The organism is Yersinia fenwicki, assembly GCF_043099325.1.
In the GTDB taxonomy this organism is placed as follows: domain Bacteria; phylum Pseudomonadota; class Gammaproteobacteria; order Enterobacterales; family Enterobacteriaceae; genus Yersinia.
In genome coordinates, this window is sequence record NZ_CP170755.1 from 591423 (window position 1) to 616229 (window position 24807).

A 24807-nucleotide genomic window follows, 5' to 3' on the forward strand; every position below is an offset into this window, starting at 1 on the left:
CATTTACTCCTCAAGACCGCCCTGGTTCTGGTAATCCATAATTTTAATGAGGTTTCTTACCATGAATCAGACCCTTCTATCAGATTTCGGCACGCCTGTTGAGCGTGTTGAACGTGCTATTGACGCTCTGCGTAATGGCCGCGGCGTTATGGTGTTGGATGACGAAAGTCGTGAAAACGAAGGCGATATGGTTTTTGCTGCTGAAGCAATGACTGTAGAGCAAATGGCGCTGACTATCCGCCACGGCAGTGGCATCGTATGTCTCTGTATCACTGATGAACGCCGTCAGCAGCTTGATTTACCAATGATGGTAGCCAACAACTCCAGCCAGTTCCAAACTGCATTTACCGTAACAATCGAAGCGGCTAAAGGCGTGACAACTGGGGTTTCTGCGGCTGACCGTTTGACCACTATCCGTGCGGCAATCGCTGATAACGCAAAACCTACTGACCTTAATCGTCCAGGCCATGTATTCCCTCTACGCGGTCAGCCGGGTGGTGTATTATCACGCCGTGGGCATACGGAAGCTTCCATCGATTTAGCGACCTTAGCAGGCTACAAACCAGCGGGCGTTTTGTGTGAACTGACCAATGATGACGGTAGCATGGCGCATGCACCAGAAGTGATTGAGTTTGCCAAATTGCATGATATGCCAGTCGTAACTATTGATGACTTGGCTGAGTACCGCCAGTCTCAAGAAAAAAAAGCCAGCTGATTTCTGATGGCAATATCTACTGATATTGCCTATTGATAACGTGGTTTACACACCGGGTTGCCAGTATTCTATCGAATAGATCGCCGCCCGGCTATTTCGTGACGTTCCCTCTATCCTTGATGTTTTTCCACGATTTTTCCTTTTCAAAATTATTGAATATCTTCATCACTGTTATCCGGCTGTGTAATGAAAAAAAAGCGCGTAATGTATTGTTTATGGTTTTAGCGCCGCACTTTTTCTTAACAGTAAGGATTATCTATGAACACCTCTCGTATGCCTGCACTGTTTCTCGGCCACGGTAGCCCGATGAACGTGCTGGAAGAAAACAGTCACACTCAGGCATGGCGTGCGTTGGGTGAGACATTGCCGCGTCCAAAGGCAATTTTGGCTATTTCCGCTCATTGGTATACCCGAGGCACCGCGGTGACTGCGATGGAGAAACCTCGGACGATTCATGATTTTGGTGGTTTCCCACAGGCGTTGTTTGATACGCAATATCCGGCTCCTGGTTCGCCAGAGTTGGCAACCCAGATTCAGCAACTACTGGCACCTATTGCCGTGCAAGCTGATACCAGTGAGTGGGGTTTGGACCACGGCAGCTGGGGAGTGTTGATCAAAATGTACCCTGATGCGGATATCCCGGTGGTGCAATTGAGTATTGATGGCACACAACCGGCAGAGTATCACTATGAATTAGGTCGTAAGCTGGCGGTACTGCGTGAGCAGGGCGTGATGATTGTCGCTAGCGGAAACGTGGTACATAACTTGCGCATGGTGAAATGGCAGGGGGAAAGTAGTCCGTATCCGTGGGCAGAGTCTTTCAACCAATTTGTACGGGATAACCTGAATTATCAGGGTAGTAGCCATCCATTGGTGAACTTTATGCAACATGAAGGGGCAGCGTTATCTAACCCGTCACCTGAGCATTATCTGCCATTACTGTATGTGTTGGGGAGTTGGGATGGTGAAGAGCCGATTTCGATTCCAACCGATGGGATTGAGATGGGATCGCTGAGTATGTTGTCGGTAAGAATTGGATAGTTAGGTGTTATAAAAAACGCTTGAACTGATAAAGTCAGTGAGCCAAGGGTTGACCACTCCTACGGGCACTCCGACGGTTTACACCGTTACGGCCCCAACGGAGTGTTTCCCCTTGGTTCAGTTTTATCAATAATTTTAAGGTATTAGCCTTTATATCTGCTCTTACGCAGCTTTAACCCAAAATGATATGTGGGTAAAAACGTGACAGATCTTGGGTGATCAATTCTCGGTCTTCACGCAAACCAATGCCGCATGGTTGATCGTTAACCAACCAGCTACCAATCAACGTGTAGCTGTCACCAAACTTAGGTAAAGGATGGAATTGCTGAACAATCATACCTTCCTCACCATATGGCCCATCAACTCGCGCCACTTCTTTTCCGTTTTCCACTATCTGGATATTGGCACCTTCCCGCGAGAATAACGGCTTGGTGACATAATGATCCATGGCTGGATGATCATCTTCAGCAAAATACGCAGGCAACAGATTAGGGTGATTTGGGAACATCTCCCACAGCAGTGGCAGCAAGGCTTTATTGGAGATAATGCTCTTCCAGGCCGGCTCCAGCCAGCGTACACCTGCATCTTCCAGTTTAGTGGAGAACATTTCGCGGAACATAAATTCCCACGGGTAGAGCTTGAACAGATTACTGATAACCTGATTATCCAGATCGGTAAATTGCCCTTTTTCCCCTAAGCCAATTTCTTCCATAAACATGAATTCAGTCGGCAAACCGGCTTCTAATGCGCAATCTTGCAGATACTGCACAGTTCCACGATCTTCTTCGCTGTCCTGGCAGCAAGCCAGATGCAGTAAACTAAAACCGTGGTTATCACGCAAATCAGCAAAACGCTCAATGAGCTTCTCTTGCATGCTGTTGAACTGATCAGACTCTGAGTCCAGATTGCCTGCATTGATCTGATCTTCTAACCATAACCATTGGAAAAAAGCAGCCTCGTACAATGACGTTGGGGTATCTGCATTGTTTTCCAGCAATTTAGCTGGATTGACACCGTCATAGGCCAGATCAAGACGCGAATAGAGTGAAGGCTGATTGGTCTTCCATGAGCTACGAACAAAATCCCAGCAATGTTTTGGAATGCGGAATTTTGCCATCAGTTGATCGCTATTAACCACTTTCTCAACCACTTGCAGACACATCTGATGCAACTCTGCGGTGGTATCTTCTAACTCTTCAATTTGTGCGAGTGTGAATTGGTAATATGCATCTTCACACCAGTACGGTTCGCCATACATGGTGTGGAAACGGAAACCAAATTCAGTGGCTTTTTCGCGCCAGTCCGGGCGTTCACTAATCGCTAAACGTTTCATTAATCAGACCTTAGCCACCCATGCTGCGCGTGCTGGTTTTGGATGAGGTTGCCGCACTGCGTTGCATCGAAGACTGCTTAGCTACTGACTCACCAAAACCGCCACGGGTGATGGTATTGGTCACCGCTGGCTTCGGAGCCATCGCCGTTCTTGGCACTGTCATAGTACGGCCAGTGGTGGCTGAACCAAAGTTTTTGCCAGTTGCATCGACAAACTTGCCGTTAGCCGGGCTATTAGGTGCTTTAGAGGTAAACAACGGCTGACTTGCACCGCCGCCCATCATTCGGCCCATCATATAACCCGCCATCAGTGGCATCCACATGCTACCGCTTTGCTGTGGTGCAGCGGCAGTTGTTTCAGAAGGTGACGAAGATGTTGGTACCATACCTGCTTGCGCAGGAGCTTGAGTACACTGTGATTCACCGAATTCCGCTACGCAATCTTCACGAGTTGCATACTTGGGCGCAGTTTTAGCTGCTTCCTGCAAAGCCGTATTGTAAGCAGTGGTACATTCCGCGCTCTTGGACGGATTTGCCGATGAGCAATCATCAGCATTTTGGTACAAAGAGACGGTTTCATCGGTTTTTTCACAGCCAGCCAGCATAAATACGGCACTGATAGCTAAAGCAACTGGCGCCAGGCGATAGCTGCGCCAGGATTTACGGAAAGTCTCTTGATTGATGTTTTGAGTCCGTTTCATCTTTATTTGTCTCATTTCCGGGCGTTCAATGCCCTTTCCCAGTAAGTGTCCTAAGAATAGGGGAAATGTGTATGAAATTAAAGCGTGAGGGCTGATGAGACGCAGACTTTACAAAGTTATACGAAATGCTGCGACTAACTTCGCTTTTTTCATTGCCGAAAAATGCTGGGGAGCCAAGAGAGGGAGTCAAGAAAAATAAACCGGGCACGGCTTAATGCTATGCCCGGTGAGTCCAAATCCGTAAAATCAGTTACGGAATGGGTTGCCGTTACGCGCAGCGGCTGGCGCTGTGGTCGTCGGTTGGCTAACCGTGGTAACACGCGGTGCAGCCTGCGTGCTGGTACCATCAGCATAAGCATTCTGGTTAGCGTTATCCGGTGCCAGGCTGGTGGCCGATGTCGGGACGGGTTTATCCAGTACACCGTTCAGTGCCATCAAGTCGTTCATATTCAACGTGCCCAGAGCGGACTTTATATTTAACTGATTTATCAGGTAGTTATAACGCGCGTCGGCTAATTGCTGTTTGGATTGATACAAGTTAGTCGTTGCAGTCAATACATCCAGAATAGTACGAGTGCCCACCTGATAGCCCGCTTCCATTGCATCTAATGAGCTTTGGTTAGAAATAACCACCTGCTCATAAGCCTTGATGCTGCTGATGGAGGCTGAGATATTGTTGAATGAGGAACGTACAGTTTGCACCACACCGCGGTGTGCGCTTTCCAACTGCTCGCTGGCACCAACGAAGTTGTATTGTGCCTGTTTCACGGCAGAATTAGTCGCTCCACCGCTGTACAGCGGTAAGCTCAGTTGTACGCCAATTTTATTCTGACCCGCATCGTTATTCTGTTGCTGAGTGCTTGGTGTACCGCCACTGTAACGAGTATTAGTGACTGAAGTTGATGCCGTCAAATCGATGGTTGGCATATACCCAGTTTCTGCTGACTTAATTTGCTCACGCGCCAAATCTTGACTCAAACGTGCAGAAAGCAATGAAAGGTTACGTTTTTCAGCTTCTTTCAGCAGGTTAGTTACGGCTTGTGGGCGTTCCGTCTTCAAACGAGAAACATTGAGTGATGCCAGCTCTGGATAGTAAACGCCGGTAATTTGGCGCAAGTTTTCCAGCGCATTATCGAGGTTATTACGCGCAGTAACTTCATCTGCTAACACGGTATCGTAGCTAGCACGGGCATTTTGCACATCGGTAATAGCCACTAAACCGACATTAAAGCGCTGGGTTGTTTGGTCTAACTGGCGATAAACGGATTGTTTCTGCGCTTCGGTATAAGACAAACTATCAATGGCTCTAAGGACATTGAAGTAGGCGGTTGCCGTGTTCAGAATCAGCGCTTGTTCATTGGTTTGGAACGTCACATCCTGAATACCGGCGGCTTTCTCTTGCAAAGTCAGAACGCGCCATTTGGACATGTCGAAAATAGTTTGCGTCAGTTGCAGTGAGCCTGACGTTGAATTGCTATCCGGGTTATCAGAAGCATCACGGAAGCCATTGGTATGGGTGTAACCCGCACCTAAACCTAACTGTGGTAACAGTGGGCTGCGAGCTTCATTAATTTTTTCATATGCAGCATCGCGGTCAGCCGCTGATTTGCGTAAATCCGGGTTACTATCCCTGGCTTGCTTATAAACTTGCAGCAAGTTCTCTGCCTGGCTCATGCTACTGAAACCAGCCAGACTCAGCCCGATAAGAAGGGGGAGCAGTTTCTTCATTTGCAGTCCTTGTTGTGCAGCAGTTGTGCGACAATATTACTATGGTAGCTGTCGATAGACGAATTGTTGCCGATTCTATCAGAGTCTGCCAATGGGATGAGGTGGCTGATTGTGCCATCCTGCCTTAATTTACCTAAATCTAACACAAAGCTATGTGAGTATTCAGACAACTAATCTGTATCGGCCATCTTTGTCAAATAATCTTTATCAAAATCATTTCTATCGGCTAACGCTATGCTTGCTATTTTAAAATCCTGGATACCCGTCATACTTCGAGCTGCGTGTGCGTTGGCTGCTTTCGTTCACCCCAGTCACTTACTTATGTAAGCTCATGGGGATTAATGAGCCTCGAAGAGGCTCACCCTGCGGGCTAGCATAAATGCTGTTCAAATCGGTTTTCAACCGATTAGTCACTCGCTTGCCGCCTTCCGGCAACTCGAATTATTTAGGGTGTAGCCTGTGTCGTTTGGCTGTCATCAAAAAGTACAATTTAGGTCTGATACTGACATCTGGAGAGAAGTATATGTCATCAAAACAACCCTCACCGGTGACTTTCGATAAAAACGATGTGGAAATTATTGCACGAGAGTCACTGTATAAGGGCTTTTTTTCACTGAATTTATACCGATTTCGTCATCGTTTGTTTAATGGCGAAATGAGTGGAGAAGTTAAACGCGAGATTTTTGAGCGCGGCCACGCCGCTGTACTATTACCTTACGATCCGGTGCGTGATGAAGTGGTGTTGGTTGAACAGTTGCGTATTGCTGCCATTGACAGCAGCCCATCACCTTGGTTATTAGAAATGGTTGCAGGGATGATTGAAGAGGGCGAAACCGTTGAGGAAGTAGCGCGGCGCGAGGCTGAGGAAGAAGCGGGAATTCATATTGGCCGCTGTAAACCTGTGCTGAGTTACTTAGCCAGCCCTGGTGGCACCAGTGAACGGTTGTCCATTATGGTCGGGGAAGTCGATGCAACAACGGCGAGTGGGATTCATGGGCTGGCCGATGAAAATGAAGATATCAGGGTACATGTTGTCAGCCGTGAGCAAGCCTGTCGCTGGGTCGACGAAGGTGCTATTGATAACGCAGCCTCAATCATTGCATTACAATGGCTGGCGTTGCACCATCAGTCGCTAAGAGCAGAATGGCGGTAATAAGAAAGAGAGAAAATAATGAATAAGCGCTACACACCTGATTTCCCTGAGATGATGCGGGTATGCGAAACTAACTTTGCCCAATTACGTCGTTTGATACCACGAGTCGACGAAGTGGGCGAAAGCGTGGCTTATCAGGTTAATGGCGCCAGTTATCAACTGACAATTATTGAATCGACCCGCTACACTTCTGTCGTTGAGATTGTCCAAATCGAGCCCGCCGTCAGATACTGGAGCCTACCCTCTATGGTGGTACGGCTTTATCATGATGCTATGGTCGCGGAAGTGTGTGCCAGTCAGCAGATCTTCCGCTTCAAAGCAAGTTATGATTATCCGAATAAAAAGTTGCATCAGCGGGACGAAAAGCATCAAATTAACCAGTTTCTTGCTGACTGGTTGCGCTATTGCTTGGCGCATGGAGCGGTGGCAGTTCCGGTTTGTTAGACAGACTTATAGCCTGACCTACAAAGATAAAGCTACATGACGAATCTGGTTGGGAAGGGTGCAAAAACAAGGACACCATTTGGAAAGCCTGTTTAAACTGCCTATGGCGAGTGGGGCCAGGGTTAGAATTTTACAAATAACAGATACCCATCTCTTCGCGGGGGAACATGAGACCTTGCTGGGTGTAAATACTTCTCGCAGTTATCGCGCTGTGCTGGATGCGATTATTGCTGAGCAACACTCCTTTGATCTTATTGTTGCAACAGGTGATCTGGCTCAGGATCATTCTGTTGCCGCATATCAAAATTTCGCAAAGGGTATCTCCCGTTTGCCAGCGCCCTGTGTCTGGCTTCCTGGTAATCATGATTTCCAACCGGCTATGGTGGATGCCTTAGCCAGTGCTGGCATCGCCCCTTCAAAGCATGTTTTGGTGGGTGATAACTGGCAAATTCTATTATTGGACAGTCAGGTCTTTGGTGTTCCTTATGGTGAATTGAGTGAGTATCAGTTGGAGTGGATGGAGCGCTGTCTGGTGGCACATCCAGAACGCTACACACTGATATTATTGCACCATCATCCCATGCCTTCAGGCTGCACCTGGCTTGATCAGCACAGCTTGCGTAATGCACATATGCTCGCGGCAGTATTGACCCGCTATCCGCGTGTAACCACCTTATTGTGTGGCCATATCCATCAGGATTTGGATCTTGATTGGTATGGTAAGCGCCTGTTGGCTAGCCCTTCTACTTGCGTGCAGTTCAAACCGCACTGTACTAATTTTACACTTGATACCGTGGCACCGGGATGGCGCTACCTCGACTTACTGCCTGATGGAAGACTTGAAACTGAAGTTCGTCGATTAGCCAGTGATGAGTTCTGCCCGGACATGGACTCGGATGGTTATTGATGAGTACTCTTCTATATATTCATGGCTTTAATGGCTCGCCTGGCTCGGTCAAAGCAACGACATTCAAAAGTTGGTTGCAGCAACACCATCCTCATATTGAGATGCTGATACCTCAATTACCGCCTTATCCGGCGGAGGCAGCAGAAATGCTGGAAAGCATCGTCATGGATAAAGCTGGACAATCCATGGGTATTGTTGGCTCTTCTCTTGGTGGCTATTTTGCGACCTGGCTTTCTCAGCGATTCAGTATCCCCGCAGTGGTAGTTAACCCGGCAGTCCGGCCATTTGAGCTACTCGGTGATTATCTGGGCGAAAATCAGAACCCCTACACCGGGCAAAAATATGTGTTAGAGTCTCGGCATATTTACGATCTGAAAGCTATGCAGATTGAAAAGTTGGAATCACCGGATTTACTCTGGTTATTGCAACAAACCGGGGATGAAGTCCTCGATTACCGTCAAGCGGTTGCCTATTACACCTCTTGTCGGCAAACAGTAGAATCAGGTGGGAATCATGCCTTTGTCGGTTTTGATCATTATTTCTCCCCGATTGTGACTTTTTTAGGGCTAGCGACCGCTTGATATCTGGCGGTTTAAGCATCACCCAATACAGCGGGTAGGGTACCGCAGGCCGTTATGGCCTGTCAGGCCTATCGACGCTAGCCTTCCAACCATTAGCCGAATATTAATCAAACCATGACTGAATCCAGCTATAACGCTGATGCCATTGAAGTACTCAGCGGTTTAGAACCAGTGCGTCGTCGTCCGGGAATGTATACGGACACCACGCGACCAAACCACCTTGGTCAAGAGGTGATTGATAACAGCGTCGATGAGGCACTGGCAGGACATGCCCGTCGCATTGATGTCATCCTGCACGCCGATCAATCACTGGAAGTGATTGACGATGGCCGTGGAATGCCGGTTGATATCCATCCTGAAGAAGGCGTTCCTGCGGTTGAACTGATTTTGTGCCGTTTGCATGCAGGCGGTAAATTCTCAAATAAAAACTATCAGTTCTCTGGTGGCTTGCATGGTGTAGGTATTTCAGTTGTGAATGCCTTATCCAAGCGTGTAGAAGTGACGGTGCGTCGCGATAGTCAAATCTACAGCATTGCCTTTGAAAATGGCGACAAAGTGCAGGAACTACAGGTTATCGGCACATGCGGTAAGCGCAATACCGGTACCAGCGTACATTTCTGGCCAGATGTTTCTTTCTTCGATAGCCCGCGTTTCTCAGTATCTCGCTTATCTCATTTGCTCAAAGCGAAAGCGGTACTGTGCCCCGGTGTAGAAATCGTCTTTAAAGATCAGGTCAATAATACTGAGCAGCGCTGGTGTTATGCTGATGGTTTAACCGATTATCTAATGGAAGCGGTTAACGGCTTGATTACCTTGCCAGAAGTGCCGTTTGTCGGTTCTTTTGCCGGGGATACCGAAGCGATTGATTGGGCGCTGTTATGGTTACCGGAGGGCGGCGAGTTGCTGACTGAAAGTTACGTCAACTTGATCCCAACCATGCAGGGTGGCACTCACGTTAATGGCTTACGTCAGGGTTTGCTTGATGCGATGCGCGAATTTTGTGAATACCGCAATATTCTGCCGCGTGGCGTCAAACTCTCGGCAGATGATATCTGGGAACGCTGTGCTTACGTGTTGTCAGTTAAAATGCAAGATCCACAATTTGCTGGTCAGACGAAAGAGCGACTTTCCTCGCGTCAGTGCGCGGCCTTTGTGTCCGGCGTGGTAAAAGATGCATTTAGCTTATGGCTGAATCAGAACGTACAAGCGGCTGAACAGCTAGCTGAATTGGCTATTTCCAGCGCCCAGCGCCGCATGCGTGCGGCCAAAAAAGTGGTGCGTAAGAAACTGACCAGCGGCCCGGCACTGCCCGGCAAACTGGCCGATTGTACTTCGCAAGATTTAAGCATGACCGAACTGTTTTTGGTGGAAGGGGATTCCGCGGGCGGTTCTGCCAAGCAAGCACGTGACCGTGAATATCAGGCGATCATGCCGCTGAAAGGGAAGATCCTGAATACCTGGGAAGTGTCTTCTGATGAAGTCCTGGCCTCGCAGGAAGTCCATGATATCTCAGTTGCGATTGGTATTGACCCCGACAGCGAAGATCTGAGCCAACTGCGCTACGGTAAAATCTGTATCCTTGCGGATGCGGATTCCGATGGTTTGCATATCGCCACCTTGCTGTGTGCACTGTTTGTGCGCCACTTCCGTGCCCTGGTTCGTAATGGGCATGTGTATGTGGCCATGCCACCGTTGTATCGCATCGATTTGGGTAAAGAAGTATTTTATGCGCTGGATGAAGAAGAGAAAGCCGGTGTGTTGGAGCAGCTAAAACGCAAACGTGGCAAGCCGAATGTACAGCGCTTTAAAGGATTGGGTGAAATGAACCCGTTGCAGTTACGCGAAACAACGCTTGATCCCAATACTCGTCGTTTGGTGCAGTTGACCATTGGTGATGACGATATTGATAAAACAATGGCGATGATGGATATGCTATTGGCGAAGAAGCGTTCAGAAGATCGCCGTAATTGGCTACAAGAGAAAGGGGATACCGCCGAGATTGAGGTCTGATCGATGAAGGTCACCTTAGAAGAGTTGCTGGCGTTCACCTCGGTCGTCGACTGCGGCTCTATTACGGCGGCTGCGGAGCAGCGCGGACAAACCACATCGGGCATCAGCCGGGCATTAAGTCGGCTGGAACAGAAGCTGGCGACCACCTTGCTGCGCCGTACCACTCGGCGATTGGAATTGACGGAAGAGGGGGAGTTGTTCCTCTCTCACGCACGGCAGATCCTCGGTGCGGTTGATGATGCTGAAGAGCAGATTGCGCTACGGCGGCTAAAACCTGCCGGGCGGTTGCGGGTGAATGCGGCAGTTCCTTTTATGCAGCATGTGATTTTGCCGATGATCAGCGGTTTCCGCGCACTATATCCGCAAATCATTCTTGAACTGAATACCGATGACCTGAATATCGATTTACTAGAACAACGCACTGATATTGCGATTCGTATTGGTGCGTTGCGCGATTCGACCATCCATGCACGTCTGCTGGGGGCCAGTCGGGTGCGTATCCTCGCCAGCCCTGATTATCTGCAACGCCACGGCACTCCCCACACCATTGATGACCTGGCAAATCACAGCTTGCTCGGTTTCACTCAGCCGGAGTTTCTTAATCAGTGGTCGCTACCTCAATTGCCCGGTGGGCGCACATCAATTACCCCTAATCTGGCCGCCTCTAGTGGTGAAACACTGCGCTTGTTGGCTTTACAGGGGGAAGGGATCGTCGAACTCTCTGATTTTATGACCCGAGAAGATCAGCTGGAGGGGCGTTTAGTTGAGGTAATGGCAGATCAAATTCTGGAAACCTGGCAGCCGATTAACGCGGTTTATTATCGCAATACTCAGCTTGCAGCGCGGATTACCTGTTTTCTGGATTACGTGAGTGAGCAGATCAAGTTGCAGGGCAGTCATTGGCTAAAAGATCCCCTTCGTTCTTAACGCCGCAGGGGGGTTGGCCACTCTCACTTACCCGAATCACTTACTTGAGTAAGCTCATCGGGATGTGTTTGCTTGCCGCCTGCCTGTAACTTCAATTACTTTGGGGATCGGTTGATTAAGCGTTATCTAAAATATGAATATTCACATCCAGAACATCATCTTTAATCACTTCACGATGTTGATGCATGTGTTCCATCTGTAAATGCAATTCCAGATGGTGAACACTTTGCCACTTCTCCAACATGAAAATTGAGTCCGGCGAATTCTTTTGCCAGTCAAGCTGAGTGGGTACGTCAATCATCGGCACGTAACCGCCACAACCCTCTTCCGCCAGCACGACAGGTATCAGTTTTTCAATGGCATTCAACACCGCCTGGCGACGGCCCGGTTTGACCTTTATTTCTGCAAAAACGGTAATCATAGTGACTCCAACTTAAGTGTGATGCTGTGATATCAAATAGCCTGACACTTAAAGTTTTCGGCCAAATGTTGACGATAACGGTTAATGTCACCTTCAATATCGGGTTGTTTAATCACATCGTTACATATGAATGTCGGCAATGGCTTCATGCCAAGGAACTGGTTTGCTTTATGGAAATGCAAGTAAACACCGTCAACACCGACCCCTTCGAAGAACTGATTCGGATCAGTAAATGCTTCAAGAGGTGCGTTCCAGGTCACTGAAAGCATATAGGTTTTACCCTGAATCAAACCACCAGAACCATAGCTCTTAGTGGCATCTGAACGAGTACGACCATCACTTTGGTACAAGCGGCCATGGCCATAGGTAAAGACTTCATCAATATATTTTTTCAAAATCCAGGGTTCGCCCATCCACCAACCCGGCATTTGATAAATGACAGTATCGGCCCACAGATAGTTTTCAATTTGACTTTCAATATCATAACCTTGGTCAACAGTCGTGATCTTAACCTGATGACCATTTTCTTGTAGAAAATCGGTAGCGACATTAGTGAGAGTCAGATTGAGCGCCCCTTTGGAGTGCGCAAACTCTTTCATTGCGTTAATAATTAGTACGTTACTCATTGATATACCTTTTTAAAGCTATAACTCATTTAAATAATAGGGGCTTGAAACTGCCCAACCCGGAATACTGAGTATGCTAATGGTTTCTCTACCAGAGAAAAATAGACAACAATGCATAACACTGTTGCTTCATAAGCAATAAAGCACCTGGATTGCAGCGGTTTAACTGCAAAATTGCGTATCAGCCGACACGACATTGATTCTGTGGGTTGTGACAGTAACCCCGCAGATGAGGTACTATCGCGGGCAGAAATTGACAATGAACTTGCGGTGCCGATCTGCTGACTGACAGTGATCGCCTCCAGAGTCTGAGGATAATTGAGTAATGAGTGATTTGACTCATGACGGTGCAGAACGCTTACCGCTGCACACCTTTACTGAAAACGCCTATCTGAACTATTCCATGTACGTCATCATGGATCGGGCGTTGCCGTTTATCGGCGATGGTTTGAAGCCGGTGCAACGGCGCATTATCTACGCAATGTCCGAACTGGGGCTGAACAATAGCGCTAAATTCAAAAAATCAGCCCGTACCGTGGGTGACGTGCTGGGTAAATATCATCCACATGGTGACAGCGCGTGTTATGAAGCAATGGTACTGATGGCGCAGCCATTCTCTTACCGCTATCCATTGGTTGATGGACAAGGGAACTGGGGGGCACCGGATGACCCTAAATCCTTTGCGGCAATGCGTTATACCGAATCTCGCTTATCCAAATATGCAGAAGTGTTGTTGGGGGAGTTGGGGCAGGGAACTGTCGATTGGGTACCGAACTTTGATGGCACCATGCAGGAGCCGAAAATGCTACCTGCACGCCTGCCCAATATTCTGCTCAATGGCACGACCGGTATTGCGGTGGGCATGGCGACCGATATTCCGCCACATAACGTGCGAGAAATTGCGCAGGCGGTGCTTGCGCTGATTGATAAGCCAACGTCTTCACTGGAAGAGTTGCTGGAGTTTGTGCAAGGGCCTGATTTCCCGACTGAAGCGGAAATTATCACGCCACGTAATGAGATTCGTAAGATTTACCAGAGTGGTCGTGGCTCGGTGCGGATGCGCGCCTTGTGGAAAAAAGAAGACGGCAGCGCGGTCATCACTGCACTACCGCATCAGGTTTCTGGTGCTAAGGTGTTGGAACAGATTGCCAGCCAGATGCGCGCCAAGAAATTGCCAATGGTTGAAGATTTACGTGATGAATCTGACCATGAAAACCCTACTCGTCTGGTAATAGTTCCACGTACCAATCGCGTCGATCTGGATCAAGTGATGAACCATCTGTTCGCCACCACGGATCTGGAGAGAAGTTATCGTATCAACATGAATATGATCGGCCTGGATCATCGCCCAACGGTGAAAGGGCTGGTGGAGATCCTAACCGAGTGGTTGGTCTTCCGTCGTCAAACCGTACGTAACCGATTGAATTATCGCCTGGAAAAAGTACTGAAGCGGCTGCATATTTTAGAAGGCTTATTGATTGCCTTCCTGAATATCGACGAAGTTATTCATATCATCCGTACTGAAGATGAGCCAAAACCGCTGCTGATGCAGCGTTTCGCAATTTCTGAAACTCAGGCTGAAGCGATCCTCGAACTGAAACTCCGCCATTTAGCCAAATTGGAAGAGATGAAGATCCGTGGTGAACAAGATGAATTAGCCAAAGAACGTGACCAGTTACAAGCTTTGTTGGCGTCAGAACGCAAACTTAATACTCTGATTAAGAAAGAAATTCAGGCTGATGCAGCCGCTTATGGTGATGATCGTCGTTCGCCGCTGACTGAGCGTGAAGAAGCTAAAGCCATGAGTGAGCATGACATTGTGCCGTCTGAGCCGGTGACCATCGTGCTGTCAGAAATGGGCTGGGTGCGCAGTGCCAAAGGCCATGATATTGACCCGAGTGGGCTAAGTTATAAAGCTGGGGATAGTTTCCGTGCAGCCGCCCGCGGTAAGAGCAACCAACCAGTGGTGTTTATGGACTCCACCGGCCGCAGCTACGCACTAGATCCACTGACTCTGCCATCTGCGCGTGGACAAGGGGAGCCGTTGACCGGTAAGTTGACTCTGCCGCCGGGAGCCAATATTGAACACGTACTCATGGCCGCAGATGACCAGAAGTTATTGATGGCTTCAGATGCCGGCTATGGCTTTGTATGTACTTTCAATGATTTGGTCGCCAAAAACCGTGCAGGCAAGACCATGATTACCTTGCCGGAAAATGCTAAAGCGCTGCCACCATTAGAGATTTATGGGCCGGATGACATGTTGTTATCCATAACTGCGGCTGGCCGTATGTTAATGTTCCCAGTGGCGGATTTACCTGAATTATCAAAAGGTAAAGGTAATAAAATTGTCTCGATCCCGGCGGCAGATGCGGCGGCGGGTAAAGATCGCCTGGTATGGTTATTCGTCTTACCTCCGCAAACGTCAATTACACTTCACTTCGGCAAACGTAAGCTAACCTTACGGCCGGAAGATTTGCAGAAATTCCGTGCCGAACGCGGTCGCAAAGGTTCACCATTGCCTCGTGGGCTACAGCGTATTGACCGTGTTGATGTTGATGCGCCAGAGCGGGCGACACCAACAGATAATGAAGAATCATGAGGTAGCTAGTCGATGTAACAGAGCGCGCGCATCATTCGCGCGCTTTCGCGTAACATCATTAGGTAAGGAATCTGCGCGGTATTTTATCAGGAAGCCGCTATACTAGCGCCGATTACAAATCTAAGAGTCTGTGTTTAATAGAAGTGAGTGTTTCATAAAAATAAGTGTTTAAGAGGTTGTTATGCTATTAATTTTGCGCACGGTACTGGCAGTTTTATATTGTGTTCTGGTGTGTGTATTTGGTTCGATTTATTGCCTGTTTCGCCCACGAAATCCGCGTAATCTCGCCACATTCGCCCATCTATTTGGCCGGATGTCAGTGTTATTTGGGATTACCGTTGAACAACGGATTCCGGCAGAAGCAGCGAACTACGGTACCTGCATTTACATCGCTAACCATCAAAATAACTACGATATGGTCACGATGTCTAATGTGGTTCAATCCGGCACCGTCACTGTGGGCAAAAAGAGCTTGTTGTGGATACCTCTATTTGGCCCATTGTATTGGTTGACTGGCAACCTGCTTATTGACCGCGATAATCGCGCCAAAGCACATGGCACTATTGCTCAAGTGGTTGAGCAAGTGAAAAAAAAGAACGTTTCTATCTGGATGTTCCCTGAAGGAACTCGTAGCCGTGGCCGTGGTTTGCTGCCGTTTAAGACCGGAGCCTTCCATGCTGCTATCGCGGCTGGGGTGCCCATTGTGCCAATCTGCGTATCCAGCACCAATAATATCAAGTTAAACCGTTGGTCAAATGGCAAAGTTATTGTAGAAATAATGCCACCCGTTGATACCACTGGTTATGGTAAAGAACGCGTGCGCGAGTTGTCAGAGCATTGCCGCAATTTAATGCTGGCTAAAATTGAGCAACTTGATGCAGAAATAGCCCAACAGGCAGCAACTGAAAAATAATCTATGAGTTGTTTGCCGTAGGTTGATTCAGCATTGATTATTTTGCCTGAATCCATTTTTATTTTTATTTAAACGACTCTGGTCGTGAGCGTTTTGCCGTCCTTCAGCGTTATTCGCAGTCAGGCAAAATTTTGCAGTAGGTTTGATTGTGGTTTTCACGGAGAAGATATGTCACTCAGTCGTCGCCAGTTCATTCAGGCTACGGGCTTAGCGCTTGGCGCGGGTTCGTTGCCATTGAGGGCACAGGCTAATAGTACCCAGCAACCCTCGTTACCTGTTCCACCTTTACTGGAATCTCGTCGTGGTCAACCGCTGTTTTTGACTTTACAACGGGCGCATTGGGCATTCAGTGGCAGGCAGAAAGCTGCGGTGTGGGGTATTAACGGGATGTATCTGGGGCCGACGGTTCGGGTGTACAGCGGTGATGATGTTAAGCTCATTTACAGCAATCGCCTGATTGAGCCGGTATCCATGACGATCAGTGGGTTACAGGTGCCGGGTACGTTAATGGGGGGGGCGGCACGCATGATTTCCCCTGGCGTTGATTGGTCACCGGTTTTGCCGGTACGCCAACCCGCTGCAACTTGTTGGTATCATGCCAATACGCCCAACCGCATGGCTCCCCACGTTTATAATGGGCTGGCGGGTATGTGGCTGGTGGAAGATGAAGCCAGCAAAGCGATGCCATTGCCAAGCCATTACGGCGTTGATGATTTTCCGATTATTATCCAGGATAAGCGGCTTGATAACTTTGGTGTGCCGGAATACGACCCGCCCGCCAAAGGCGGCTTTATCGGCGATACATTGCTGGTTAACGGGGTGCAAAGCCCATTTGTTGAAGTTTCCCGTGGTTGGGTGCGCTTACGTTTACTCAATGCGTCCAATGCCCGCCGCTATACCTTGCAATTGAGTGACGGTCGCCCACTGCATGTGGTGGCCAGTGATCAAGGTTTCCTGCCTGCACCAGTTGCAGTACAACAGCTCTCACTGGCTCCCGGTGAGCGGCGTGAAGTGGTTATTGATATGTCGCAGGGTAGTGAAGTGTCTATCACGGCGGGGGAGTCAGCCGGGATTATGGACAGACTGCGCGGGCTATTTGAGCCATCGAGTATTTTAATTTCTACTTTGGTTCTGACATTAAAGCCGACCGGCTTGCTGCCGTTGGTTACTGATAACTTGCCAATGCGTTTGCTCTCTGATCAGATTCTTGATGGCAGTGTGGTGCGTACCCGAGAGTTTCGCTTGGGGGATGACCTGCCGGGAATCAATGGCGTTATCTGGGATATGAGTCGGGTTGATGCTCAAGCACAGCAAGGGACTTGGGAGCGCTGGACCATACACGCAGACATGCCGCAAGCATTCCATATACAGGGCGTCTCGTTCTTGGTGAAAAATGTGAATGGTGCACCGGCGATGGCTGAAGATCGTGGCTGGAAAGATACCGTCTGGGTTGATGGGAGTGTGGAGCTACTGGTGTACTTCAATCAGGTTTCTTCCGAGCATTTTCCATTCCTATTCTACAGCCAAAGCCTTGAGATGGCAGATCGCGGCTCCGTAGGTCAGTTGGTGACACAAGCGGCACCGACGCTCGGTTAAGAAGAATGGGATCATTGTTTCGATGAATAATCGTTCGGTGATCCTGTTTTAACTGCTAGCGTTAATCACATTATCAAAAGATATATCCTTCCTCTTTTCATGGATAAATGCGTATAATCGCCGCCCGGTGATGATTTCTTAACCCGAACCACCTCAACTTTCCCCAATTCAAAGAGTATTGCCATGAGTACCAGCCTGATCCAGCCAGAGCGTGACCTGTTTTCTTATCAGCCATATTGGGCTGAGTGCTATGGCACTGCGCCATTTTTACCGATGTCTCGCGCAGAAATGGACATATTAGGCTGGGATAGCTGCGACATTATTGTGATCACCGGCGATGCTTACGTTGACCACCCCAGTTTTGGTATGGCTATCATTGGCCGCATGCTGGAAGCTCAGGGTTTCCGTGTGGGAATCATTGCTCAGCCTGATTGGACCAATAAAAACGATTTCATGCGATTGGGGGAGCCAAATCTGTTCTTTGGGGTCACTGCGGGCAATATGGATTCGATGATCAACCGCTATACCGCTGACCGCAAGTTACGCCATGACGATGCTTATACACCGGATAATCAAAGTGGTAAACGGCCAGACCGCGCCACGTTGGTGTATAGCCAGCGCTGTAAAGAAGCCTATAGCCATGTGCCGGTTTTGCTTGGTGGGATTGAAGCCAGCTTGCGCCGCATCGCTCATTATGACTATTGGTCGGATACTGTGCGCCGCTCGGTTATTGTTGATGCCAAAGCCGATATGCTGGTGTACGGCAATGGTGAACGACCTCTGGTTGAAGTCGCACACCGCTTGGCGGCGGGTGAGAAAATTGCTGATATTCAGGACGTCCGTAACACCGTTGTGATGCGCAAAACGGCATTGCCGGGCTGGAGTGGTGTGGATTCTACACGGTTGGATAAACCGGGCCGTATCGAAGCGATTCCTAACCCTTACGGTGACGATTTACCCTGTGCAACAGACAGCGTTCCCGAACCAGAAGCCAAACCTATTACTGTGCGGGCTGCCAAACCTAAGCCCTGGGAAAAGACCTATGTCTTGCTGCCCTCTTATGAAAAAGTGAAAGCTGACAAAGTGCTGTATGCCCACACTTCGCGGATTTTACATCATGAAACGAATCCCGGTTGTGCGCGAGCTTTGATGCAAAAACATGGCGACCGCTATATCTGGATTAATCCGCCGGCAATCCCGCTCAGCACCGAAGAAATGGACAGCGTTTTTGCCCTGCCTTATCAACGTGTGCCGCATCCGTCTTATGGGAAATCGCCGATCCCGGCTTACGATATGATTCGTTTCTCGATTAATATCATGCGTGGCTGCTACGGCGGTTGCTCGTTCTGTTCAATTACCGAACATGAAGGACGCATTATCCAGAGCCGCTCTGAAGATTCCATCATTCGTGAAATAGAAGAAATTCGCGATAAAGTTCCTGGTTTTACCGGTATTATCTCTGATTTGGGTGGCCCGACAGCCAACATGTATATGCTGCGTTGCCAGTCGCCGCGAGCCGAGCAAACTTGCCGACGTGCATCTTGTGTTTATCCTGAAATCTGCCAGCACATGGATACTAACCATGAGCCGACCATTTCTCTGTATCGACGAGCGCGGGATTTGAAAGGGATTAAAAAAATCCTGATCGCCTCCGGTGTCCGCTATGACTTGGCAGTAGAAGATCCTCGTTATATCAAAGAACTAGCCAGCCACCATGTGGGCGGTTACTTGAAGATAGCCCCGGAGCACACTGAAGAAGGGCCGCTTTCAAAAATGATGAAACCGGGGATGGGCAGCTATCAGCGCTTTAAAGAGCTGTTTGATACCTATTCCAAGCAAGCGGGTAAAGAGCAATATTTGATTCCGTATTTCATCTCGGCTCATCCGGGAACCGAAGATAAAGATATGGTCAATTTGGCGCTCTGGTTGAAGAAAAACCGCTTCCGTTTAGATCAGGTGCAGAACTTCTATCCATCACCGTTGGCTAACTCCACCACCATGTATTACACCGGCAAGAATCCGCTGAGTAAAGTGGACTACAAGAGTGAAGATGTTGTGGTGCCGAAAGGCGATCGTCAGCGTCGGTTGCATAAGGCATTGCTGCGTTATCATGATCCTGCTAACTGGCCGATGATCCGCACAGCATTAGAAGAAATGGGGTTACAACATTTGATTGGTAGCCGCCGCGAATGTTTGGTTCCTGCTCCTACGCTGGAAGAACAACGTGAAGCACGTCGGGCGTATCGCCAGCATACGCCAGCGCTGACCAAGCACACCTCGATCACGCGTCAGCGTCAGCCGGGTAACCGAACAAATGTAGCTTCAGCAGGTAAGGTTCCTGCGAGTAAAGCACCTTCGGGCAAAGCGGCGCAGACAACGACCGGCAGTTCAGCACCGAAAACAACAGGCAACAAACCCGGCGCAAACAGAGCACCGGGAAATAAACCTTTCGGTAGTGCAGGCAGAGGGAAAGCCAAGCATTAAACTAGCGGTCAGATCCGAAGACATCCGGGTCTGGCCCCAGCCGCTTGCCGCTATCCAACTTCGAAATTGCCGTCAGTTCATCTTTGTGCAATTTAAAATCAAACACTTCAAAGTTTTCTCTAATACGCGTAGGTGTCACCGATTTCGGAATCACAATCAACCCGCTGTCGAGATGCCAGCGGATCACTATCTGTGCGGGTGTTTTACTGTATTTCTGCGCTAACTGACGGATAATTGCCTGATCAAAAACGCCATCTCCGCCTTGGGCCAGCGGGCTCCAGGATTCTGTCGCAATATGATGAGTGGCATTCCAGGCATGGATTTGCCGTTGCTGTAGTAAGGGATGAAGCTCAATCTGATTGACGGTAGGCGCAACGCCAGTTTCGTCAATTAACCGCTGTAGATGGGGAATATTAAAGTTACAAACGCCGATACTGCGGATCAACCCTTGCTCTTTCAATGCGATCAGCTCACGCCAGGCACTGACATAGCGATCTTGTGTTGGATCTGGCCAATGGATCAGATAGAGATCCACATAATCGAGTTGAAGTTTTTTCAGACTCTCTTTCAGGGCTTGCTGCGGATTATCCTGGTCGCTATTCCACAGCTTAGTGGTGATAAATAGCTCATCACGGTCGACATGTGCTGATTTCAGCGCCTGACCAACACCCTCTTCATTTTTATAAATAGCCGCAGTGTCGATTGATCGATAGCCCACCTCCAGCGCCTTGCTGACAGCAATTTGTGTTTCTTCAATACTTGCTTGCCAAACGCCAAGGCCGAGCTGTGGCATCAGATTTCCATCGTGCAATTTGATAATGGGTTGCGTCGCCATATTTATCTCCTTAGCATACGTACCCTTCGTATATGCAGTTGCAAGGAAGCCTACAACTGCAATGTCTTGGGGTCGTGATTGGGCTGTATCAGCCTGTTGCCGATGATCTAAGTCTAGTCGTGATGACTCGACTTATTAGCTTGCCTGGAAATAGCTCAAAGGCGGACTGTAAAGAACCATATTATTAACCTCTTAACATTCCGCCAAGCTATGACTATTAGACCGCAGCTTCGTAGATACGTTTGCTATCGGCTAAAGTGATATCACCGTGCTCACCAAGCGCAGTCATACCATGCTCTTCTAGCTTTTTAATGAGATCAGGAATAGTACTGCCATCCAGTTTGTAAGCGGACAAGCGAGTGGCGACACCCATGCCTTCAAAGAAGTCACGAGTTGCTTCAATGGCAGCATTAATTCGTTGTTCTTCACTACCGTCATGCAGCCCCCAAACTCGTTCTGCGTATTGCAGCAGTTTGGCGCGTTTTTGTTGTTTCTTCGCCACCAACAAAGCCGGCAATACCACCGCTAATGTTTGTGCATGATCCAGCCCGTGACGTGCGGTCAGTTCGTGACCCAGCATATGTGTTGCCCAGTCTTGCGGGACACCTGCGCCAATCAGGCCATTTAATGCCATAGTCGCGCTCCACATAATGTTGACACGTACATTGTAATTTTCAGGATCGCTTAAAGCTTTAGGGCCGTCTTCAATCAGTGTTAGTAACAAGCCTTCAGCAAAGCGATCTTGTACCTTGGCATCGACCGGATAAGTCAGATATTGCTCGATAGTGTGAACAAAAGCATCGACCACGCCATTGGCGACCTGACGCGGTGGCAAAGTATAAGTCACCTCTGGGTCAAGTACGGCAAAAAGCGGTTGCACATGAGCGGAGAAGAAATGCTGTTTATCACCCGTGCTACGGCGGCTGATAACTGCGCCGTTATTAGCTTCGGAGCCTGTTGCGGGCAAGGTTAATACTGAACCCATCGGCAGAGCTTCTTTGATATCGCTGCCAGTAGTTTCCAGAATATGCCACGGGTCTTGTGGATAATTGACGGCCGCGGCGATAAATTTAGTGCCATCCAATACAGAACCACCACCAACTGCCAGCAGGAAAGTAATTTTCTCTTTCCGGCAAACCTCAACCGCTTTCATCAGAGTTTCATAGGTAGGATTCGGCTCAATGCCACCAAACTCTAGAAAATCAAAGCCTTTCAGTGCTTGGTGAACCTGGTCGAGCACACCATTTTGTTTAATGCTGCCGCCGCCATAAGTAATCAAAATACGTGCATTAGCAGGAATTTCTTTCGTCAGTTGCGCGATTTGGCCAGTACCAAACAGTACTTTCGTTGGGGTGTGAAGGGTAAAATTTTGCATGATTTGTCTTCCAGCGTTGGGTAATGAATAATAAGAACTGAAGGTTCGCTTTCGGCGCAATAGTTTTTATCGCCGTATCTGTGATAGCTATTGTCGGCAACCTGATGCCATACCTCAATGCACATTTCTGCCTTGCTCTTGCCTATTTCTCTAAATCACTGTAGAAAACAAGCAAAATATTGCATAATTTATTGTCAGATTATTTTGTAAAGTAATTTTTCGAAATGGATGTTGTGGGCTTTGCCACTGTCTAACTCGATATCGTAATGTATAAAAAACGGACAGAAAATAAATTTATCTGTCCGTTTAATTAATTGCCAGCATTTTACCTTTTCAGGCTTAATAATTAATGAGTATTGATAGCTATTTTTGCTGACTGGCCGTTAACAGTATAAATCTTGTTTAAATATGATGAGCTCGTGGGGATTACGGATCCGCATTTAGAGATGTTATTGCCCTGGTCTGTGGATTCACCATACTGACCTGCACACAAGCCCGGTATATTGGCATTGATTTTATGTGCCAACTCGGTTGTCCAGCGATGGTCTGCTGTGCGGCTTTCGTCGTCAGGCGTATAAGTCACTTCCTTATGTGTTCCATCCTCGAACGTTACCGCTAATTTCACAGTCTGACCCAGTTGGATTTTTGAACCGGAAATATAGCCAACCTCGAGATATTTATCGATGATCTTGGTGGTGTAAGTGGCAGCCCCACCTTCAGTGGTATAAATATTGTTTAAATAACTTGATCCTTTTGGCGCCATAAATTTACAGCTATTGTCTGTGGTCACGCTATTGGTTAGTACCCCGGCACACGCCCCTTTTATTTTTTCATTAAATAAAGCTGTTAACTTTGCCGCCCAACGGTGGGGGTGATAATTATCTTTTCTATCGGGTGCATAAACTACAAATTGAGATGGATAACCGTCAGTTTCAATATCTAATCTGACCAATTGGTTATCTTTCAGTTCTTTGCCACTGATATCGCCTACCTTTTTCCATAATGGAATCGGTTTCACTGCTAACAATGCTGCTTTGTCAGCAGGCAAGCGTTCTTTAGCACTGATAATATCCACCGACTTAAACTCTTGAGTCCCCACTGGAGTCTGATCAGCATAGAGATTATTAGCCTCTAAGAATTCACCATGAGTACTACGCCAGGTACCACTGATCCGCTTGATAGCTTGATCTTCAGCGATAAATAAATTATCGAAAACTGTAAAATTATTCGTATTTATATATTGATCATCGGTATCTGTAAAATTCTGCCAATAGCTAACGACACTCTCTTTTATGATATTATTAAATATGAATGTGTTATTCATATTTAGATTAACTCCACCAGAGTAAGGTCTGGCATTGAATTCAGTTTTATTGAGATAATTACCAGCAAAATAAAGATGTGATGCATTCCGGAACTTTAAATGACCAGTCGCACCAAGGGGCCAACCACTAAAGTAATTATTAACCACATTCACATTATTATATTGTTTTATATAAATAACGTGGTCTCTGATCATTGTACATTTAGAGTTGCCGGTCTTTTTATTAACATCTAAACAATTCAGTGTATTACCAGAAATAACATTGTTACTAAAGTTGGAGTTAATTAGTCCATCGGTCGCATACCATGCTGATATAAAGTGCCCTTGTTCATCTAAAACGTTAAGTTGCTGGTTTTTTGCTGATTCTTTAATTTTATTAATGACATTAAAGGTACCAATATCATAATAATTCATCGTTAGAAGGATATTTTCGTCAGAGATATCGCCTATGACATTATTCTCAATTCTTGTTTTAGAGTTTCTATAGGTGCTAATACCCTTTCCAGGATGGTTTTTATCCCGCAAAAAAACATTGCCATGAATAGTGAAAGGATGATGCGATACAGTAAGTTGCTGTTCTGCAGAAATTGTATTAATAAAAGCATTGTTTTTTATTTCTATGTTTTTTTTGTTACCGTAAAAATCAACCGTTGCATTATCAAAGATAATGTTTTGTATTGTCAGTTGGTTAACAGGGACGCCATAAACTTTATTGCCAATAGTTATGGACTTATCCTGATTTACACCATAAAAAATCGTCGTACCGGATTCAGAACCCACCAAACTATTTTTTTTCATTCAGCACAATATCATTGCCAATAAGATATCTACCAGCAGGGAAAAATATGGACTTACCATCAGACAATGCTGCACGAATTTCAGTTGATAGATCTATCTCTTGATTGGGTTTAATGCCAAGTTCGGTAGCACAGATGAGTGTTGCATTGCTTATCGATGGTATTTCTTCACCGGCACAACCAGGTTTAGCGGCATTAACGTTCACTGCAGTAATAGATAATGCTCCTGAAACCATTAAATTTAATAATGTCCGATAATACTTCATTCTATAACTTCCTTATAAAATCAATATAA

General features: G+C 47.5%; 21 protein-coding genes. 12 read left to right on the forward strand and 9 right to left on the reverse strand.

Annotated elements, in window-relative coordinates:
* The first annotated feature begins 61 nt into the window (after positions 1–61).
* Both ribB and ygiD read left to right on the forward strand, forming a co-directional pair.
* Entirely contained in the window at positions 62–715 is a 654-nt protein-coding gene (gene ribB / locus ACF3VQ_RS02695; RefSeq protein WP_011817217.1) for a 3,4-dihydroxy-2-butanone-4-phosphate synthase, read from the forward strand.
* A gap of 258 nt (positions 716–973) precedes the next feature.
* Entirely contained in the window at positions 974–1756 is a 783-nt protein-coding gene (ygiD, locus tag ACF3VQ_RS02700; protein WP_392433291.1) for a 4,5-DOPA dioxygenase extradiol, read from the forward strand.
* A gap of 172 nt (positions 1757–1928) precedes the next feature.
* On the opposite strand, the gene ACF3VQ_RS02705 is transcribed toward ygiD, so the two are convergent.
* The 3 genes from ACF3VQ_RS02705 to tolC form a co-directional block, all read right to left on the reverse strand.
* Complete coding sequence (locus ACF3VQ_RS02705) at positions 1929–3089, reverse strand: glutathionylspermidine synthase family protein (RefSeq protein WP_005160795.1); 1161 nt, start codon at positions 3087–3089, stop codon at positions 1929–1931.
* Positions 3090–3099: 10 nt separating this feature from the next.
* On the reverse strand, positions 3100–3789 hold the full coding sequence (locus ACF3VQ_RS02710) for a DUF1190 family protein (RefSeq protein WP_392433292.1): 690 nt from the start codon (positions 3787–3789) through the stop codon (positions 3100–3102).
* 246 nt (positions 3790–4035) lie between these two features.
* Positions 4036–5517, reverse strand: coding sequence for an outer membrane channel protein TolC (tolC, locus tag ACF3VQ_RS02715; RefSeq protein WP_392433293.1), 1482 nt, complete (start codon positions 5515–5517; stop codon positions 4036–4038).
* Positions 5518–6040: 523 nt separating this feature from the next.
* Here tolC and nudF point away from each other — a divergent pair.
* From nudF to ACF3VQ_RS02745, 6 genes are all read left to right on the forward strand, one after another.
* Positions 6041–6670, forward strand: a complete 630-nt coding sequence (gene nudF / locus ACF3VQ_RS02720; RefSeq protein WP_392433294.1) for an ADP-ribose diphosphatase — start codon at positions 6041–6043, stop codon at positions 6668–6670.
* Between the two features lie 18 nt (positions 6671–6688).
* Complete coding sequence (locus ACF3VQ_RS02725) at positions 6689–7114, forward strand: DUF1249 family protein (RefSeq protein WP_221862750.1); 426 nt, start codon at positions 6689–6691, stop codon at positions 7112–7114.
* Positions 7115–7193: 79 nt separating this feature from the next.
* Positions 7194–8021: a 3',5'-cyclic-AMP phosphodiesterase gene (gene cpdA, locus ACF3VQ_RS02730; RefSeq protein ID WP_392435420.1), complete on the forward strand. Its 828-nt coding sequence runs from the start codon at positions 7194–7196 to the stop codon at positions 8019–8021.
* The gene (gene yqiA, locus ACF3VQ_RS02735; RefSeq protein WP_019079115.1) at positions 8021–8602 is read left to right on the forward strand and encodes an esterase YqiA; all 582 of its coding nucleotides are present in this window, start codon (positions 8021–8023) and stop codon (positions 8600–8602) included. The genes cpdA and yqiA overlap by 1 nt, the downstream gene beginning before the upstream one ends.
* 114 nt (positions 8603–8716) lie before the next feature.
* Complete coding sequence (parE, locus tag ACF3VQ_RS02740; RefSeq protein WP_019079114.1) at positions 8717–10612, forward strand: DNA topoisomerase IV subunit B; 1896 nt, start codon at positions 8717–8719, stop codon at positions 10610–10612.
* A gap of 3 nt (positions 10613–10615) precedes the next feature.
* Entirely contained in the window at positions 10616–11539 is a 924-nt protein-coding gene (locus ACF3VQ_RS02745) for a LysR substrate-binding domain-containing protein (protein ID WP_392433295.1), read from the forward strand.
* A 115-nt stretch (positions 11540–11654) separates the two neighbouring features.
* On the opposite strand, the gene ACF3VQ_RS02750 is transcribed toward ACF3VQ_RS02745, so the two are convergent.
* Both ACF3VQ_RS02750 and ACF3VQ_RS02755 read right to left on the reverse strand, forming a co-directional pair.
* Positions 11655–11960 (reverse strand): putative quinol monooxygenase, encoded by a 306-nt coding sequence (locus ACF3VQ_RS02750; RefSeq protein ID WP_392433296.1) that lies wholly within the window; start codon positions 11958–11960, stop codon positions 11655–11657.
* A 32-nt stretch (positions 11961–11992) separates the two neighbouring features.
* Positions 11993–12586, reverse strand: coding sequence for an NAD(P)H-dependent oxidoreductase (locus ACF3VQ_RS02755; RefSeq protein ID WP_392433297.1), 594 nt, complete (start codon positions 12584–12586; stop codon positions 11993–11995).
* Between the two features lie 325 nt (positions 12587–12911).
* On the opposite strand from ACF3VQ_RS02755, the gene parC reads away from it, so the two are divergent.
* From parC to ACF3VQ_RS02775, 4 genes are all read left to right on the forward strand, one after another.
* Positions 12912–15188, forward strand: coding sequence for a DNA topoisomerase IV subunit A (gene parC / locus ACF3VQ_RS02760; RefSeq protein ID WP_019079111.1), 2277 nt, complete (start codon positions 12912–12914; stop codon positions 15186–15188).
* A 181-nt stretch (positions 15189–15369) separates the two neighbouring features.
* Positions 15370–16101: a 1-acylglycerol-3-phosphate O-acyltransferase gene (locus ACF3VQ_RS02765; protein ID WP_005174094.1), complete on the forward strand. Its 732-nt coding sequence runs from the start codon at positions 15370–15372 to the stop codon at positions 16099–16101.
* Between the two features lie 168 nt (positions 16102–16269).
* Positions 16270–17697 carry a cell division protein FtsP gene (gene ftsP / locus ACF3VQ_RS02770; protein ID WP_392433298.1) on the forward strand — a complete coding sequence of 476 codons (1428 nt, stop codon included), beginning with the start codon at positions 16270–16272 and terminating at the stop codon, positions 17695–17697.
* A 183-nt stretch (positions 17698–17880) separates the two neighbouring features.
* Complete coding sequence (locus ACF3VQ_RS02775; RefSeq protein WP_392433299.1) at positions 17881–20181, forward strand: YgiQ family radical SAM protein; 2301 nt, start codon at positions 17881–17883, stop codon at positions 20179–20181.
* Position 20182: 1 nt separating this feature from the next.
* Here ACF3VQ_RS02775 and dkgA read toward each other — a convergent pair whose 3' ends face one another.
* From dkgA to ACF3VQ_RS02795, 4 genes are all read right to left on the reverse strand, one after another.
* Positions 20183–21016 (reverse strand): 2,5-didehydrogluconate reductase DkgA, encoded by an 834-nt coding sequence (gene dkgA / locus ACF3VQ_RS02780; RefSeq protein WP_392433300.1) that lies wholly within the window; start codon positions 21014–21016, stop codon positions 20183–20185.
* A 217-nt stretch (positions 21017–21233) separates the two neighbouring features.
* The gene (gene yqhD, locus ACF3VQ_RS02785) at positions 21234–22391 is read right to left on the reverse strand and encodes an alcohol dehydrogenase (protein ID WP_392433301.1); all 1158 of its coding nucleotides are present in this window, start codon (positions 22389–22391) and stop codon (positions 21234–21236) included.
* Between the two features lie 346 nt (positions 22392–22737).
* Positions 22738–24513 (reverse strand): hypothetical protein, encoded by a 1776-nt coding sequence (locus ACF3VQ_RS02790; protein WP_392433302.1) that lies wholly within the window; start codon positions 24511–24513, stop codon positions 22738–22740.
* Positions 24500–24778, reverse strand: a complete 279-nt coding sequence (locus ACF3VQ_RS02795) for a hypothetical protein (protein WP_392433303.1) — start codon at positions 24776–24778, stop codon at positions 24500–24502. The genes ACF3VQ_RS02790 and ACF3VQ_RS02795 overlap by 14 nt, the downstream gene beginning before the upstream one ends.
* Positions 24779–24807 lie beyond the last annotated feature (29 nt).

Coding starts and splice junctions, on each gene's coding strand:
- ribB (WP_011817217.1), top strand. CDS start 62: ATGAATCAGACCCTTCTATCAGATTTCGGCACGCCTGTTGAGCGTGTT.
- ygiD (WP_392433291.1), top strand. CDS start 974: ATGAACACCTCTCGTATGCCTGCACTGTTTCTCGGCCACGGTAGCCCG.
- ACF3VQ_RS02705 (WP_005160795.1), bottom strand. CDS start 3,089: ATGAAACGTTTAGCGATTAGTGAACGCCCGGACTGGCGCGAAAAAGCC.
- ACF3VQ_RS02710 (WP_392433292.1), bottom strand. CDS start 3,789: ATGAAACGGACTCAAAACATCAATCAAGAGACTTTCCGTAAATCCTGG.
- tolC (WP_392433293.1), bottom strand. CDS start 5,517: ATGAAGAAACTGCTCCCCCTTCTTATCGGGCTGAGTCTGGCTGGTTTC.
- nudF (WP_392433294.1), top strand. CDS start 6,041: ATGTCATCAAAACAACCCTCACCGGTGACTTTCGATAAAAACGATGTG.
- ACF3VQ_RS02725 (WP_221862750.1), top strand. CDS start 6,689: ATGAATAAGCGCTACACACCTGATTTCCCTGAGATGATGCGGGTATGC.
- yqiA (WP_019079115.1), top strand. CDS start 8,021: ATGAGTACTCTTCTATATATTCATGGCTTTAATGGCTCGCCTGGCTCG.
- parE (WP_019079114.1), top strand. CDS start 8,717: ATGACTGAATCCAGCTATAACGCTGATGCCATTGAAGTACTCAGCGGT.
- ACF3VQ_RS02745 (WP_392433295.1), top strand. CDS start 10,616: ATGAAGGTCACCTTAGAAGAGTTGCTGGCGTTCACCTCGGTCGTCGAC.
- ACF3VQ_RS02750 (WP_392433296.1), bottom strand. CDS start 11,960: ATGATTACCGTTTTTGCAGAAATAAAGGTCAAACCGGGCCGTCGCCAG.
- ACF3VQ_RS02755 (WP_392433297.1), bottom strand. CDS start 12,586: ATGAGTAACGTACTAATTATTAACGCAATGAAAGAGTTTGCGCACTCC.
- parC (WP_019079111.1), top strand. CDS start 12,912: ATGAGTGATTTGACTCATGACGGTGCAGAACGCTTACCGCTGCACACC.
- ACF3VQ_RS02765 (WP_005174094.1), top strand. CDS start 15,370: ATGCTATTAATTTTGCGCACGGTACTGGCAGTTTTATATTGTGTTCTG.
- ftsP (WP_392433298.1), top strand. CDS start 16,270: ATGTCACTCAGTCGTCGCCAGTTCATTCAGGCTACGGGCTTAGCGCTT.
- ACF3VQ_RS02775 (WP_392433299.1), top strand. CDS start 17,881: ATGAGTACCAGCCTGATCCAGCCAGAGCGTGACCTGTTTTCTTATCAG.
- dkgA (WP_392433300.1), bottom strand. CDS start 21,016: ATGGCGACGCAACCCATTATCAAATTGCACGATGGAAATCTGATGCCA.
- yqhD (WP_392433301.1), bottom strand. CDS start 22,391: ATGCAAAATTTTACCCTTCACACCCCAACGAAAGTACTGTTTGGTACT.
- ACF3VQ_RS02790 (WP_392433302.1), bottom strand. CDS start 24,513: ATGAAAAAAAATAGTTTGGTGGGTTCTGAATCCGGTACGACGATTTTT.
- ACF3VQ_RS02795 (WP_392433303.1), bottom strand. CDS start 24,778: ATGAAGTATTATCGGACATTATTAAATTTAATGGTTTCAGGAGCATTA.